The sequence below is a fragment of the Bradyrhizobium sp. C9 genome (assembly GCF_002532045.1).
In the GTDB taxonomy this organism is placed as follows: Bacteria; Pseudomonadota; Alphaproteobacteria; order Rhizobiales; family Xanthobacteraceae; genus Bradyrhizobium.
Genome location: NZ_NWTG01000030.1, coordinates 38,256 through 53,151, shown reverse-complemented (window position 1 = coordinate 53,151; position 14,896 = coordinate 38,256). Strand labels below are relative to the sequence as shown.

Annotated in this window: 9 protein-coding genes; 5 read left to right on the top strand and 4 right to left on the bottom strand. The window is 66.3% G+C overall.

Annotated features, from left to right (window positions below; all coding sequences use genetic code 11):
- Positions 1-83: 83 nt before the first annotated feature.
- A complete protein-coding gene (locus tag CO675_RS34965) occupies positions 84-6,008 on the bottom strand; it encodes an apolipoprotein A-IV repeat region-like domain-containing protein (protein WP_097676430.1) in 5,925 nt (1,974 codons plus the stop codon).
- A gap of 380 nt (positions 6,009-6,388) precedes the next feature.
- On the opposite strand from CO675_RS34965, the gene CO675_RS34960 reads away from it, so the two are divergent.
- Together CO675_RS34960 and CO675_RS34955 are read left to right on the top strand one after the other, a co-directional pair.
- A complete protein-coding gene (locus CO675_RS34960) occupies positions 6,389-6,766 on the top strand; it encodes an Hpt domain-containing protein (RefSeq protein WP_097676429.1) in 378 nt (125 codons plus the stop codon).
- A 161-nt stretch (positions 6,767-6,927) separates the two neighbouring features.
- Complete coding sequence (locus tag CO675_RS34955; RefSeq protein ID WP_092115454.1) at positions 6,928-7,248, top strand: 2Fe-2S iron-sulfur cluster-binding protein; 321 nt, start codon at positions 6,928-6,930, stop codon at positions 7,246-7,248.
- A gap of 6 nt (positions 7,249-7,254) precedes the next feature.
- Here CO675_RS34955 and CO675_RS34950 read toward each other — a convergent pair whose 3' ends face one another.
- On the bottom strand, positions 7,255-7,716 hold the full coding sequence (locus tag CO675_RS34950; RefSeq protein ID WP_097676428.1) for an acyl-CoA thioesterase: 462 nt from the start codon (positions 7,714-7,716) through the stop codon (positions 7,255-7,257).
- A gap of 164 nt (positions 7,717-7,880) precedes the next feature.
- Here CO675_RS34950 and CO675_RS34945 point away from each other — a divergent pair, with 164 nt between their 5' ends.
- Positions 7,881-8,909: an NAD(P)/FAD-dependent oxidoreductase gene (locus tag CO675_RS34945; protein WP_097676427.1), complete on the top strand. Its 1,029-nt coding sequence runs from the start codon at positions 7,881-7,883 to the stop codon at positions 8,907-8,909.
- 127 nt (positions 8,910-9,036) lie between these two features.
- The gene (locus CO675_RS34940; protein WP_198964856.1) at positions 9,037-9,618 is read left to right on the top strand and encodes a DUF2147 domain-containing protein; all 582 of its coding nucleotides are present in this window, start codon (positions 9,037-9,039) and stop codon (positions 9,616-9,618) included.
- A 56-nt stretch (positions 9,619-9,674) separates the two neighbouring features.
- Here the strand turns inward: CO675_RS34940 and CO675_RS34935 are convergent, their stop codons facing one another.
- Both CO675_RS34935 and CO675_RS34930 read right to left on the bottom strand, forming a co-directional pair.
- A complete protein-coding gene (locus CO675_RS34935) occupies positions 9,675-11,633 on the bottom strand; it encodes an SGNH/GDSL hydrolase family protein (RefSeq protein WP_097676426.1) in 1,959 nt (652 codons plus the stop codon).
- 118 nt (positions 11,634-11,751) lie between these two features.
- Complete coding sequence (locus CO675_RS34930) at positions 11,752-12,828, bottom strand: lysylphosphatidylglycerol synthase transmembrane domain-containing protein (protein ID WP_097676425.1); 1,077 nt, start codon at positions 12,826-12,828, stop codon at positions 11,752-11,754.
- Between the two features lie 617 nt (positions 12,829-13,445).
- Here CO675_RS34930 and CO675_RS34925 point away from each other — a divergent pair.
- Positions 13,446-14,864 carry an MFS transporter gene (locus CO675_RS34925; RefSeq protein WP_097676457.1) on the top strand — a complete coding sequence of 473 codons (1,419 nt, stop codon included), beginning with the start codon at positions 13,446-13,448 and terminating at the stop codon, positions 14,862-14,864.
- Positions 14,865-14,896: the final 32 nt, after the last annotated feature.

The following is a 14,896-nucleotide window of genomic DNA, read 5'->3' as shown; positions in this document are numbered from 1 at the left end:
TCTGCCGCGATTTTTGCGTCGGTCAAAAGCAAAGCGGAGGCATCGCTGCCTCCGCTTCTTGTCCTGCGATCGGTTCGAACACTTTACCCCAGCCGTCCCGCCGCGTGGGCGAGCAGGGTATAGACCAGCCCGGTCTCCGAGGTCAGGTGGCCAGCCAGCTCCTGCTGGCCGCGGCCTTCGCGGGCGACTTCGTCGAGCAGGCGCTCGAACTCCGCGATGTAGCGGTCGACCGTCTGCTTGAAGCCGCGGTCGGCGCGGTACTTGCGGGCCACCTCATCGAAGGCTTTCTGGCCGGCCGGCGTGTAGAGGCGCTTGGAGAACGCCTTGTTCTCGCCGCGCTGGTAGCGATCCCACATCTCGGCTGCAAGCGTGCGGTCCATCAGCCGGCCGATGTCGAGCGACAGCGACTCCAGCGGATTGGCGGCCGGCTGCTGCTGCTGACGCGGGCGCTGCTGGGCATCGCGGCCCTGCGGGGCCGGCGGCGCCGCGTCGCTGCGGTTGAGCAGGTCGGACAGCCAGCCGTCGCCGTTGTTGTTGGGGCTGGCCGGGCTGACCGACGGGGCCTCGGTGCGGCGCGAGGTCGCCATGCCGAGATCCGGCGGCGGCAGCGTCGAGGCGCTGTTGCCATTGTCGCGCACGCTGTCCCGCATGCGCACATCGGCGCGGCCGCCGGCGGCAGCCATCACCGGCTCCTCGTGGCGGACGCTGGCGCGGTTGGTCGAGACCACGTCGAGCCCGCGGCCGTGATGCGCGACGATGCGGTTCAGCTCGGCCAGGGCCTCGATCTGGTCGACGATCACCTTGCGCATCTGCGCAGTGTTTTCGGCAGCCTCCTGCGGCATTTCCAGCACGCCGCGGCGCAGCTCGTTGCGGGTGGCCTCGAGCTCGCTGTGCATCTCGCTCGCCATCTGCTTCATCGCCGTGACCATCGCGGAGAACTTCTCCGTCGATTCCTTGAACATCGCATCGGTCTCGGCGTTGCTCTGCTGGTAGAGGTCGTTCATGGCGTCGACGGTCTGCTGACGCTCGTTCTCGGCGGCCATGCGCACCGCCTCGAACTGCTTGCTGATCGCAGCCGAGCCGGCGCCGGCGGTCTCCGCCACCACACGCGCGATGTCGCGGGCGCGTTCCTCGGCCGCGCCGAGCGATTCATCGAGCAGGCCGGTGAAGCGCGACAGCCGCTGGTCGAGATCGGTGGTGCGCAGGTCGATGGTCGTGACCAGCGATTCCAGCGCCGACTTGCGCTCGCTGACGGAGGCCGTCGTCGAGCGGTTGGCCTGTTCGACCACGGCAGCCGCCTCGATCAGCGCCTTGCCATGGGTCTCGAACTGGCTCGACAGCGCGCCGAGATCTTCCAGCGCCTTGCCGGTCTTGCTGTTGAACACCGTGAGCTGGTCTTCCAGCGTCTGGGTCGCCACGCCGTTGCGCGAGGTGACGTCGTTCATGGCGGACACGAAGTCGGCGACGCGGGTCACCAGCGCGCGCTCCAGCGAGTTGAGGTTGTCGTGGGCGCCGGTCAACACTTCCTGCAGCAGGATGTTGCCCTCGCGCAGCCGCTCGAACAGCGCCACCGTATCGGTGCGCAGGATCTTGCTGGTCTCCTGCATCTCGGTGACGGCCGAGATCGAGACCTGGCGCGACTGGTCGATCGCCGCGCGCGAGGCCTGCTCGAGCTCCTTGAGCGACTTCGCCACCGCGCCGGTCGCCTGATCGCCGGCCGAGGTGATGTTGCGCGCGACATCGCCGCCGTGCGCCGCCATCGACTGCGAGAAGGCGAGGCCGCGGGTTTCGATCGCCTTCAGCGCGTCCGCGGTGGCGCGATCCATGTCGTTCGACAGCTGCGTGGTCTTGGCGGTCAGCGCCTCGACCAGCGAGCCGCGGCGGCCGTCGACCATCTGCGACAGGCGCTCGGTCTGCTGCTGCACATAGGTGACGATCTCGTCGGTCTTGCCGGTCATCGCCGAGCCGAATGCGCTGGACGCGGACAGCACCGAACGTTCGATGTCGGCGGAGGTCGTCTTGACCTTGGTCGAGACCTCGTTGGACATGTTGATCAGCGCGGCCTGTGCGTTCTGCGCAGAGGTCTGGATGTTGTCGGTGGTCTTGGCCGTGACCGAACCCAGCGCGCGCTCGATATCGGTCGAGAGCGTGCGGATCTGGGCGGCGGCATCGGCAGCGGTCGCCGCGAACGAGCTCTGGGCCTCCCGGGCGCTGCCCAGGATGGTCTGCGCAGTCTCCGCGCTGGCCGCGGTCAGTGAGCGCTCGATCTCGACGGAGATCGCGCGCATCTGGCTTGCAGCCTCGCTGGACGTTGCCACGAACGAGTTCTGGGCATCGCGGGCACTGCCGACGATCGTCTGGGCGGTGTTGGTGCCGACCGACGTCAGGGTGCGCTCGACATCGGCTGCCAGCGACTTGACGTGGTTGGCTGCTTCCGTCGACGCGGTGACGAGGGTGTTCTGCGCCTCGCGGGCGCCGGCCGTCAGCACCTCGATGGTGCCGGAACCGGCCATCGACAGCGCGCGCTGGATATCGGCGGCAAGCGCCGACACCTTTGTCGCAGACTCGGTCGATGCATCGACCAGCATGCTCTGGGCTTCACGCGCACCTGATGTGATCGATTCCGCGGTGGCGGAGCCGGCCATCGACAGCGAGCGCTCCATGTCGGCCGCGAGCGTGCGGACCAGATCGGTGGCCTCGGTGGATGCGCCGGCCAGCGTGCTCTGGGCCTCGCGGGCGGCGGCGACGACGGCTTCTGCAGTGGCGGAGCCGGCCATCGACAGCGAGCGTTCGATGTCCGCCGACAGGGTGCGGACCAGGTTGGTGGCGTCGGTCGACGCGCCGGCCAGCGTGTTCTGGGCCTCGCGGGCGGAAGCGACGACGGCTTCCGCGGTCGCGGTGCCGGCGGTCGAGAGCGAGTGCTGCATATCGGCCGCGAGCGTGCGGACCAGGTTGGTGGCTTCGGTCGACGCACCGGCCAGCGTGCTCTGGGCCTCGCGGGCGGAGGCGACGACGGCTTCCGCGGTCGCGGAACCGGCCATCGACAGCGAGCGCTCGACGTCGCTGGCGAGCGACTTGACCTGGCCGGTGACGTCGGCCGACGTCGCGATCAGGGTGGTCTGGGCCTCGCGGGCGCCGGTCATGATCGCTTCGGCGGCGGCAGAGCCGGACATCGACAGCGATTGCTCGACGTCGGCGGCCAGCGACTTGACCTGGCTGGCGGCTTCGATCGAGGCCGAGACCAGCGTGGTCTGCGCGTCGCGGGCGCCGGACAGCACCGAGGCCGCGGTGGCGCTACCGGCCGCCTGCAGCGTGCGCTCGACGTCTTCCGACAGCGCCTTAATCTGCGAGGCGACGTCGCCGGATGCGGAGACCAGCGAGACCTGGGCGTCGCGGGCACTGGTGAGGATCGAGTTGGCGGCGCTGGTGCCGACGGCGGTCAGCACGCCCTCGACTTCGGCCGAGCTCAGCTTGAGCTGGTTGCCGACATCCGCGGACACGGTGAGCAGCGCCTGCTGCGCGGTGCGCGCGCCGGTCTGGATGGTTTCGCTGGTGTTGACCACGAGGTTGGTCAGCGAGCGCTCGGCGTCCTCGACATGGGACTTGATGCTCGACGACAACATTTCGGCGCGGGACATCAGGTCCTCGCTCGCCTGGCGGCCGCTGCTCTCGATGCGGCCGGCGACGGCCTCGACGCGCGAGCCCAACAGGTCCTCGAACTGCGCGACGCGGGTGTCGATGTCACCGGCGATGACGCCGACGCGGCTCTCGATGCCCTGCTGGATGTCGGCGAAGCGCGCCGAGATGGTGTCGGTCAGGTTCGAGCTATGACCGCTGATGGTCTCGACGAGGCGGCTGTTGTGACCGTTGATGGTATCGGCGAGGCGGGTGCTGTGGTCGTTGATGGTGTCGACGAGGCGGTTGCTGTGGCCGTCGATGGTTTCGGTGACGCCGTTGATGCGATGGTCGACCGCGGCGATCGCCTGCACGGTGCCCTCGGTCAGGGTCGTGGTGAGCAGGCCGAGGCGCGAGTCGATCGAGTGGATCGCCTGGGTGGCGCCTTCGGTCAGCTGGGTCGCCAGCGTGCCGAGATGGCCGTCGATGGTGTCGGTGACCGATTTGGCGCGGCTCTCGAAGGTGACCTCGAGCGTCCGCATGCGGCCGTCGATCGCGTCATCCAGCGACTGCAGGCGGCCGTCGAACGAGCCGATCTTGGTGGCGAGCGACGAGTCGAACGACGACAGCTTGTCGGTCAGCGAAGCGTCGAGATGGGTGACGCGGCTGCCGAGCGTGGTCTCGAATTGCAGCAGGCGCTGGTCGAGCGAAGCGGTGATCTCGCCGCTATTGCTGGTGACGCGATTGTCGAAGGTGTCGACATAGGTCTTCAGGCTGTCGGCGATGTCCTGGGTCCGCTGGCCCATGCGCTCGACGATGTCGCCGCCGAAGGTCTTCACGGTGCGGTCGAATTCCGAGATGTGGCGGGTGATCAGCGCGCCGAGCGTGCCGGAGTCGCGGGCGAATTTCTCGGCGAGCTCGCTGCCGTGGTTCTTCACCAGGTCGTCGAACGCGCTCATCTGCAGCGACAGCGAGTCGTGCGCGGTCTCGGTCTGGCCCACCACCTTGGCGACCAGCGAATTGACGGTGACGTCGAGCGCCTCGCTCGCCCTGTCGCCGGACGTCATGATCTGGCCGGCGAGGCGGTTGCCGGCGTCGTCGATCTTGCTGACGAGGTCGTTGCTGCGCAGCTCGAGCTCGAGCAGCAGCGAGTCGGCGGAATTCTTCAGGGAGTCGTGGACCTCCTCGGTGCGGTCGGAGATGCCGTCGACGATCGCGGACGAACGCTGCTCGAACTCGCCGGTGATGCGATCGATGCGCTCGTTCAGCATCTCGTGGACGCGATCGGCCAGATCGACGAACTCGTCGTGGACGTGGCCGGTCTTGAAGTTGAGGCTGGTGGTGAGCCGCTCGGAGGCGTCCATCACCGCGCGCGTGGTCTCTGCGCTGGCTTCCTCGAGGCGGTCGAGCAGGTCGCCGCCGCGCTCGCCGAGCGCGAGGATCATGTTGTCGCCGGCATGGCTCAGTGCGGTCGTGATGTGCTGGCCGCGCTCTTCCAGCGCGCCTGTGATGCTCTTGGCGACCTCGTCGACGCGCGAGGCGATCGCGTCCGAGATCAGCGCGATGTCGTGGCGCAGGTCGATCTGCACGCCGGAGATCGCGCTGCGCACCTGCTCGGCCTGGCCGACCAGATTGTCGCGCTGATGGGCGATGTCCTGCAGCAGCGCGCGGATGCGCACTTCATTGTCGGAATAGGCGCGCTCCAGCGCGGCCACCTCGTTGGCAACCAGGGTCTCGAGTTCGCCGGCGCGCGCGATCGCGCGTTCGACGCCGTCGCCCATCGCCGCGACCTCGCGGCGGATCGCCTGGCCGACCGTCACCATGGAATCGGCGGCGGCGTTCTCCGGCTCGGAGAATCGCATTGCGACCTGCGCCATCGATTGCGCGATCATCTGCATGCGCTGGCCGTGCGAGGCGAGGCTGGCGAGGTAATAGAACAGCAGCACCGGAACGGCGAACAGCGCGGCGAGGCCGGCGAGCACCAGCACGCCGGTGCCCTGGGCCATCGAAGCCTGCAGGGCTGGCCAGAACGCGATGGTGAGGATGACGCCGCCGAGCAGCCAGGCGCCGGAGCAGACGAAGAACAGCGTGAAGGCGTTGCGGGCGCGGCCTCCCTGCAGCGTCTGCAGCATCTGGCCGATGGTCTCGCGATCGTCATTGGCGGCGCGGCGCGGCGCGCGCGGTTCCTCGATAGGCTCGAATACCGAACGATCGGTATTCTGACGGGACTCGAACGATGCGGCTGAAAAATCCGGAGCGGACGGCGGCAGGCTCGGCGGCGCGGCGCCTTCGTTGCGGCTCTCGGAGCCCTGCTCGCTGATGTTGAGGGCTTCCTGGATGGCAGAAAGCGCGACTTCGGTGGGATCTTTGACCTTCTTGGGAGTGTTCGCCATGTTCAGTCTGAGCCCTCTCACTATTTTACGCGTCGGCGAGCTTGCGAAACGTCCCCGCGCAAGCTCGAAGCCGGTGCCCACAAGCGGAGCGCAAGCGCCCCCTCGGCGGCTTGTCCGCTACATCCGCAAACATCCTATTGGGAGAGCGATGCGAATGAAATGCTTGCGATTAATACTTTCTTAATCATCGTTAACAGCTTTGCGCCATAAGGCCTTATCGGTACTCGAAATTCCTGCCGGAGAGGGCCGATTGTGTCCGGAAATTGTCCAGAATCGGGCGGTTTTGCCGATCATCCCGACAACAATTCGTTAACCAGTTTCGTGATTGGCTGGGCGAACGGTCCGCCGGTGAAGCCCGGCAGAGACGACAGGGACAGGCCATGCCGCTTCATCTCGAACGGGTTGAATGGACGCAATCGCCGCCGCTCGCGCCCGGTGACGGACCGATCGACGTCGACCACCTCCGGCGGATGACGCTGGGCGACCCGGGGCTGGAGCGGGAAGTGCTGGCGATGTTTTCGACCCAGTCGGCCCGGATCCTTGGCGAGCTGGCTGCCTTGCCGGCGGAGGCTCCGACCCACGCCCATACCCTGAAGGGATCGGCGCGGGCGATTGGTGCCTTCGGCGTCGCCGAGGCGGCCGCCGGCCTCGAAACCGCGCTGGCCGGCGGTTCCGACCCGGCCCGGCCGCTCGCCGCGCTCGGGGCCGCGATTGCCGAGGCGCGCACGGCGATCGAGCTGATTCTGGGCCGCTCCTAGGCGTTCGGCATCTCCACGGCCTGCGGCAACGGTCTGGGCGCCGTCCCGGCAGGCTGGCAGGTTTTCGGTCTCTGCGCTAGCGCTGTGCAGATCGACCCGTTATACGACTGCCCGGGACCTTTCCAACCATCGTCCGGCGCATTCCGGCAGCACGAGCAATCATGGCCAAAATCCACTTTATCGACCATTCCGGAGAGAAACGCTCCATTGATATCGAGAACGGCGCGACCGTGATGGAAGGCGCGATCCGCAACGCCATTCCCGGCATTGAAGCCGAATGCGGCGGTGCCTGCGCCTGTGCGACGTGCCATGTCTATGTCGATGACGCGTGGCGCGAGAAGGTCGGCGCGCCGTCGCCGATGGAAGAGGACATGCTGGATTTCGGCTTCGACGTGCGTCCGAATTCGCGGCTGTCCTGCCAGATCAAGGTGACCGACGATCTCGACGGACTGGTCGTGTCGACACCGGAACGCCAAGCCTAACTTTATCTATTCGCCGTCCGGGTTCACACCGCGACGGACCCAGCGGCGGAAGTTCTGCTTGACCTCCGCCGGCAGCGGCGTCGGTCTGCGTGTGGCCTCATCGATCATCACGGTGACCGCCTTCGCCGACGCCACGCATCTCCCTTCCGAAAACACCACCTGATCGAAAGTGGTCGACGTCCGTCCGAACTTGACCAGACCGAGCCCGAGCTCGATCTGGCCCGGCCAGTGCAGCTCGGCGCGGAAATGGATGTCGAGTCGCACCATGATCCAGCCGAGTCCCGCCGGCATCAGCCCCATGCTGAGGTCCTTTACCAGCGTGACGCGGCCGGTTTCAAAATAGCTGGCATAGACGGCGTTGTTGACGTGCCCGTTGGGGTCGAGATCGGCAAAGCGCACATTGTCGGACAGGCGATAGGGGAAATCTTCCAGGCGCGGCGTGTCATCCGCGCGGATAGGGGCGTTCACGAGATTTGATCTCCGTCAGTTTCCGTCCATACAGCCGAGTTATGAAGGCTCGGCAAGGGGTTGCCGCGCCAGCCTCTACCCCTATTATGCATGTCCCGATCCGATACCTCCTGGCTGGACAGGCAACGGCCGCCCCGGTCGATTTCAACGGAAAAGAAGCGGACATGAGCGAAGCGATCAAGACCGATGTGCTGATTATTGGCGCGGGCCCCTGCGGACTGTTCGCCGTGTTTGAACTGGGCCTGCTCGACATGAGGGTGCATCTGGTCGACATCCTCGACAAGATCGGCGGGCAGTGTGCCGAGCTCTATCCCGAGAAGCCGATCTACGACATCCCGGGCATCCCCTTCGTCACCGGCCAGGGCCTGACCGAGCAGCTGATGGAGCAGATCAAGCCGTTCAATCCGACCTTCCATCTCAACGAGATGGTGGAGAGCATCGAGAAGATCGGCGATCCGCTGTTTCGCGTGAAGACCGACGCCGGCAAGGAGTTCGAGTGCAAGGTCGTGGTGATCTCCGCGGGCGGCGGCTCGTTCCAGCCGAAGCGGCCGCCGGTGCCGGGCATCGAAGCATATGAAGGCACCTCGGTGTTCTATGCCGTGCGCAAGATGGAGCAGTTCCGCGGCAAGAGCATCTTGATCGTCGGCGGCGGCGATTCCGCGCTCGACTGGACGCTCAATCTGCATCCGATCGCCAAGCGCATCACGCTGCTGCATCGGCGCGACGATTTCCGCGCGGCGCCGCACAGCGTCGAGCAGATGCGCGCGCTGGTTTCGGGCGGCAAGATGGATCTCAAGATCGGCCAGGTCACCGAGCTGGAAGGTGCGCGCGGCCAGGTTTCCGGCGCTCACGTCAAAGGCAACGACAACGCGATGAGCAAGGTCGACTGCGATACGATCCTGCCGTTCTTCGGGCTCACCATGAAGCTCGGTCCGGTGGCGAACTGGGGCGTAGCGCTGGAGAACAATCTGGTGCCGGTCGACACCGCAGCATTCGAGACCAACATTTCAGGCATCTTCGCGATCGGCGACATCAACACCTATCCGGGCAAGCTGAAGCTCATTCTCTCCGGCTTCCACGAGGGCGCGCTGATGGCGCAGAAGGCGCACCGCTACGTGTATCCCGACAAGCGGCTGGTGTTCCAGTACACAACCTCGTCATCGAGTTTGCAGAAGAAGCTTGGGGTGAACTGATTGCACGCCAACAGCGACTAATGCCAGGGGCATGGGCCATTGCCCGTGCGGCGCGGCTACTGGAACACTCCGCGAAATGGCCGTAGTCTGCGCGTAATCGAGTGTGTCGATTGATCAGGTGATGATGATGCGGAACACGCTATCCAGACTTCGGCTGATCCTGGCGATCGCCACGGCCTTTGCGCTGGCTGCTCCGTTGGCTGCCACGGCAGCCGACCCGACGTCGGCGGCCGGCCTCTGGCAGAAGATCGAGGATGGCAAGCCGGAAGGCTGGTTCCTGGTGATCGATCACAACGGCATCTTCGAAGGCGTGATCGCCAAGATGTTCTCCGAGCCCAATGATCCGCCGAATCCGGTCTGCTCGAAATGCACCGATGATCGCAAGAATGCGCCGTGGCTCGGCCTGTCCTTCATCCGCGACATGAAGCGCGATGGCATGAAGTACGAGAACGGCAACGTGCTCGATCCGCGCGACGGCAAGATCTACAAGGCCAAGATGACGCTGAGCGCCGACGGACAGAAGCTGACCATGCGCGGCTATCTCGGCATCTCGCTGTTTGGCAAGGATGAGGTCTGGACGCGCTTGCCGGACAGTGCGATGGCCCAGCTCGATCCCGCGATCGTCGCCAAATATCTGCCGGCGCAAGCCGCTGCGGTGAAGCCGCCGGTGCCGGCTCCGGCGGCTTTGCCGGCGACGAAGCGGCACTAGGACCCTCATTGGGATCAGGTTCGTTCGCGGCCGCACGCGTGCGGCGTCGCGAGCGTTCAGCGTTGCTCTGGTGCGGTCGGCAACGGCGCGACCGGCTCGGAGATCACCTCAGGCACCGTGGTGTTCAATCGCAGCACGGCGGCGGCGGCGGGGACCGCAGCATCGGCCATCGCCGCATGACCTTCGGCGCTCGGATGCACCGCGCCGCCATACACCGCCGACAGGATGCCCCATGTCGCATCGTGGATGTCGGTCGGCTGCATCGAGGACGGCAGGCCCTGCGGGTAGGTCATCGCCGCGAAATAGCTGTCATTGGCGTCGCGGATCCAGCGCGCACGCGGCAGATAGGCGCGGTATTCGCCGGCGCTGCGGCCGCATTTGAGCGGCTGGCTGGCTGCGGCGACGATGTCGGAGACGAAGCTGTCGCCGTTGGCGGCGAAGCAGTCGCGGTCGAACTCCGGATCGGTCGACGCGCGCGCGCAGAAGCCGTGGCTTGCAAACGCATCCTGATGCGCATCGACGAAGGTCATGCGGTCGGCCTGCGGATTGCGGCAGATGATGCCGGACTGGCACTGCGCGATCGCCTTGAGCTGCGGCAGGAACTCGTTCTGCACGAAGCCCGAGACCGCGGCGAGCCGCTTCGGATCGGCGTTGAACGAGGGATGGATCTCGAAGCCGGCGCGGCCGCCGGGGCAGGGCGCGCCGCCATTGGCCAGCGCCGGATTGGCGTAGGCCGTGTAGACCACGTGCGAGAGGTCGCCGCCGACCAACGGCTTCAGCGCATCGCGCAGCTTGGCGAAATCGGCCGGCAGGTCGCGCGCCAAGGCTGAGCGGGCATCGTCGACGCTGGCCATCGAGCCGCCCTGGCTGAACAGCGTGCGTTCGGTCGGCGTATCCACGATCACGTTGGCGACGAGGCCCGAGAAATAGATGTCGTTGGCGCCGATCGAGAGCAGCACGAGATCGAGCGCGCGGTCCGGCTGCCGGCGCTTGGCGGCTGCGAGTGCCGTGCGCAGCTCCGCGATCTGGCCGTTGACGGTGCCCGAGCAGGTGTTGGCGGTTTTCGTCGGCAGACATTCCCGCGCCTGCTGCGAGCCGAGCAGGCCGTCGGCGATGGTGGCGCCGGTGCAGGCCAGCGGCAGATAGGTCACCGCGATGTGCGGATACTGCACGGCGAGCGCGAGCGCGGTGCGGGTCTGGTAGCTGTAGAGCGAACGGTGACAGGCCGAGTTAAGCCACAGCGCGCTCTGGCGCTGCCAGTTGGTCAGGGTGTCGGGCGCTTCACAGGCGCGGCCGCCTTTGAAGCCGGCGCGGCTCGGCCGGTAATATTGCGCCCCGCCGAGATAGGAGCGGAAGCAGAACCCCTCGTCGGAGAGTGCGATCGCGCGATCGGGATTGCCTTCGCCGGATGCGATGCTGTCGCCGAGGCCGGCGATCAGCAAGTCACGCACCGCGATCTGGGTCGTCACGCGCTGGTTGGCATCCGCGCCGCTGGCGACGTCGACGGTCGCGACCGTGGTGCGGCCGTAGCGGACGCGCAGATTGACCGGCTCGGCGCAATCGAATGTCGAGGATTGTGGCCCGTCGCCGTCGTCGAACGACCAGGCGCAGGTCGCGCCGACCGGAACCGGGCCCGCGAGCCGGACGACGATCGGGTGATCGATCGGCGTCAGATAGCTTTCCTTGACGTTGTCGCGGGTGCAGGGCTCGCTGACGCGGCCCTGCAGGTCGATGCAGAGCCGGTTGACCGTGTTGCGCGCCCAGCCGCGGCCGTCGCTTTGCAGTTCCAGCGCCTGTTCCGAGGCCAGCACGCTGCGGCCGAGCCCGCTTTCGACATGCAGGCGGAAGTCGCGTTCCTCGCGGAACAGCCGGAAGCGGTTGCGGACCTCCCAGGAGATCGAGAGCTGGTCATCCTGCGCGTCCGCGGCTGAAGCCAATACCGCCGCGAGCGCGCTGCCGAGCAGCACGCTGCAAACCGAGACGCGAAACGAAAATCGAACCAAAGAGCCAATCATGGCGCGGTTTGACGCGAGTGGTACGGCAAAAATAAGAGAAGCGGCTGTGGGGACCAAAAATCCGGGATCGAAACCGGGACTCGAAGCAGGGACCCTGAGGCGGATAACGTCGTCGGTGTTACCGTCTCAGCCGCCTGATCTGCTGCTGCCGGCTTTCGATCGGTTGCCGCACGGTCGCCGAAGCCGTGCAGGCTTGGCTTAATCGCTTTCGTTCCTGCCACGGTCGCACCACGTTGAGCCACAGCTCGCGCATGCCCATGATCGAGATCGAGATCCCGAACGGGATCAGGAAATAGAGGATACGGAACACGACCAGCGTCGCCAGCAATTGCTCCTTGCTGAACTCCGGCAGCGCCACCAGCATCGCAGCGTCGAACACGCCGATCGAGCCGGGAGCGTGGCTCGCAAAGCCAAGCAGCGTCGCCAGGATGAACACCACCGCCAGCGAGACGAAGTCGATATGCGGCTCGGTCGGCATCAACAGATACATCGCAAGCGCGCAGAAGCCGAGATCGACCACGCCGATGATGATCTGCAGCAGCGTCAGCTTGGCCGAGGGCAGCACCACCTTCCAGCCGTTCTGGCCGAGTTCGCGGCGCTTCTCGCCGGTCAGGAGCCAGACGAAATAGGCGCCGATGCCGGCAAGGCAGCCGAGCGCGATCAGCCGGTTCATCGCCGGCGGCAGCAGGTCCATCGCCGATGCCGCTGCGGGGTGCCAGGCCATGCCGAAGCCGAGCACGAACAGATTGCCGAGCCAGAACGTCAGGCCCGAGAGAAAGCAGATCTTGGCGACGTCGATCGCGGAGAGGCCGTAATCGGAATAGATCCGGAAGCGGATCGCGCCGCCGGTAAAGACGGTGGCGCCGATATTGTGGCCGATCGTGTAGCTGGTGAAGCTCGACAGTGCTGCGATGCGGTAGGGGACGTGGATCTTGCCGATCGTGCGCAGCGCGAAGAAATCATAGAAGGTCAGCGTGCAGAACGCTCCCACCACGCAGAGCGCGGCCAGCGCGATCCGGTGCGGCGCGATGTTGGTCAGCGCGGTGAGGATGATACCGGTGTCGACGCCCTTCAGGGTGTGGACCAGCGTCGTGACCGCGAACACGATGATGAGCACGCTCGCAACGATCCCGAGCCGTTTCCAGCCGATCTTTTCCTTGAAGCCACGCCCAAGCGTGGTCAGCAGCCGAAGCATTCATCCTCCCGGCAGGGACAATTTAAGTGGGACCCGGTCACGAACGGCGACGGGTGACGGGCAAACGCACCGTACGCGATGACCCATAAGGCAAAACCGATGCGTTGTGCAGCCCTTGACAAGCCAACCTTCGGCCCCCGTCCAGCGTTGTTGTCATATTGGCTACATATGTTCTCACTCTGCGGAATGTGAGTCGCAGCGATGTCGTCGTCCGCGACGGGACCACTGCATGTTCCGCCGTCCTTGAGCCGTTCCAGGCGATTTCGTCGGTATTTTTGCCGATTTTGCCGTCGTCGCAGCGCCACTGCGGGGCCGTCGGAGCGAAGCGAATAGACGATATGCATCAGCGTGGGGGAGGTCCGGGCCGGCTGCGGCGTTTACCAAAGCGTGAAGTCGATGTGCGCAACTGCGTGATCAGGCTGTGGACCGCCGTTCGGGTCGGAATGAGGCGCCCCGGAGGCGGTCCGTAGGTCTATTGAGGCAAAACGCCGCGCAACTTCGCTGCCGTCATGCGGCCCGGCCGGCATGACGATATGACACTTCGATCCACAGCGAAATATCATTGAGAAACGAAGACCTATCTCTCGCATTGGTTGCCGAGAAGCGAGGTCAAGACCATGCAGCAGACATTTCTGAATTTCCCGCGCGTGTCGGACCAGCGCGCGGCGTCGCATCAGCCGCCGACCGGGCTTGCAGCGACGTTGACGCTCGCCGCGATGAGCCTCGGTTACGGCGTCGTGCAGCTCGACGTCACCATCGTCAACACGGCGCTCAATGCCATCGGCGGCTCGCTGGGTGGCGGCGTCGCCGAGCTGCAATGGGTGGTCAGCGCCTACACCATTGCGTTTGCCGCCTTCATCCTGACCGCGGGCGCGCTCGGCGACCGGATCGGCGCCAAGCGCATTTTCATGGCCGGCTTTGCGATCTTCACCGCGGCGTCGGTTGGGTGCGCCGTCGCGCCTGATGCCGTGACGCTGATCGCCGCGCGCTGCGTGCAGGGGTTGGCCGCGGCCATCCTGGTGCCGAACTCGCTTGCGCTGCTGCGCCACGCCTATGCGGACGAAAAGGCGCGCGGACGTGCGGTCGGCGTTTGGGCCGCAGGCGCGAGCCTTGCGCTGACCGCAGGCCCGTTCGTCGGCGGCGGGCTGATCATGCTGGTCGGCTGGCGCGCGATCTTCCTGGTCAATCTGCCGATCGGCCTGGCCGGGCTGTGGCTCGCCTGGCGCTTCGCCGGCGAAACCACGCGCCATCGCCGGCACCGGCTCGATCTGCCGGGACAGATTGCGGCGATCGCCGCGCTCGGCACGCTGGCCGGCGCGCTGATCGAGGGCGGTGCGTTCGGCTGGGACAGCCCGTTCGTGGTCGCAGGCTTCGCTCTGGCGACCGTCTTCTCCGTGCTGTTCGTCTGGCGTGAAGCGCGCGCGGCGCAGCCGATGCTGCCGCTCTCGCTGTTCAGCCACAGGATGTTTGCCCTGACCTCGCTGGTCGGCCTCTTGGTGAACGTTGCGTTCTACGGACTGATCTTCGTGCTCAGCCTCTACTTCCAGCAGGTCAACGGGCTGTCGGCATTCGCCACCGGCCTCGCGTTCGTGCCGATGCTCGGCGCCGTGCTGCCCGCCAATTTGATCGCGCCGCATGTCGCGGAGCGGATCGGCGCGCCGCGGACGATCGCGCTCGGCGCCGCGCTCTCGGCCGCCGGATGCCTGGCGATGCTGTTCATCGGTCCCGGGACCGGCTATCGCGCGATCTGCCTGCAACTGCTGGCGATCAGCGGCGGCCTCGGCCTGCTGGTGCCGCCCTTGACATCGACGTTGCTCGGCAGTGCCGAGCCGCAGCATGCCGGGATCGCGGCCGGGGTGCTGAATGCGACCCGGCAGACCGGCAGCGTACTTGGTGTCGCGCTGTTCGGCTCGATGGTCGGCCGGTCCGCGGCCTTCATCGGCGGCCTGCATGCGGCACTCGTGATCTCCGCCGGCGTACTGCTTGCCGCGGCCGCGCTGATCTGGATCTGTGCATCATCACAACCGCGGCAATGAGCGAGGCCGTCGTTGCGCGGTCGCGGCGCGGC

Coding starts and splice junctions, on each gene's coding strand:
- CO675_RS34955 (WP_092115454.1), top strand. CDS start 6,928: ATGGCCAAAATCCACTTTATCGACCATTCCGGAGAGAAACGCTCCATT.
- CO675_RS34945 (WP_097676427.1), top strand. CDS start 7,881: ATGAGCGAAGCGATCAAGACCGATGTGCTGATTATTGGCGCGGGCCCC.
- CO675_RS34925 (WP_097676457.1), top strand. CDS start 13,446: ATGCAGCAGACATTTCTGAATTTCCCGCGCGTGTCGGACCAGCGCGCG.
- CO675_RS34940 (WP_198964856.1), top strand. CDS start 9,037: ATGCGGAACACGCTATCCAGACTTCGGCTGATCCTGGCGATCGCCACG.
- CO675_RS34960 (WP_097676429.1), top strand. CDS start 6,389: ATGCCGCTTCATCTCGAACGGGTTGAATGGACGCAATCGCCGCCGCTC.
- CO675_RS34930 (WP_097676425.1), bottom strand. CDS start 12,828: ATGCTTCGGCTGCTGACCACGCTTGGGCGTGGCTTCAAGGAAAAGATC.
- CO675_RS34935 (WP_097676426.1), bottom strand. CDS start 11,633: ATGATTGGCTCTTTGGTTCGATTTTCGTTTCGCGTCTCGGTTTGCAGC.
- CO675_RS34965 (WP_097676430.1), bottom strand. CDS start 6,008: ATGGCGAACACTCCCAAGAAGGTCAAAGATCCCACCGAAGTCGCGCTT.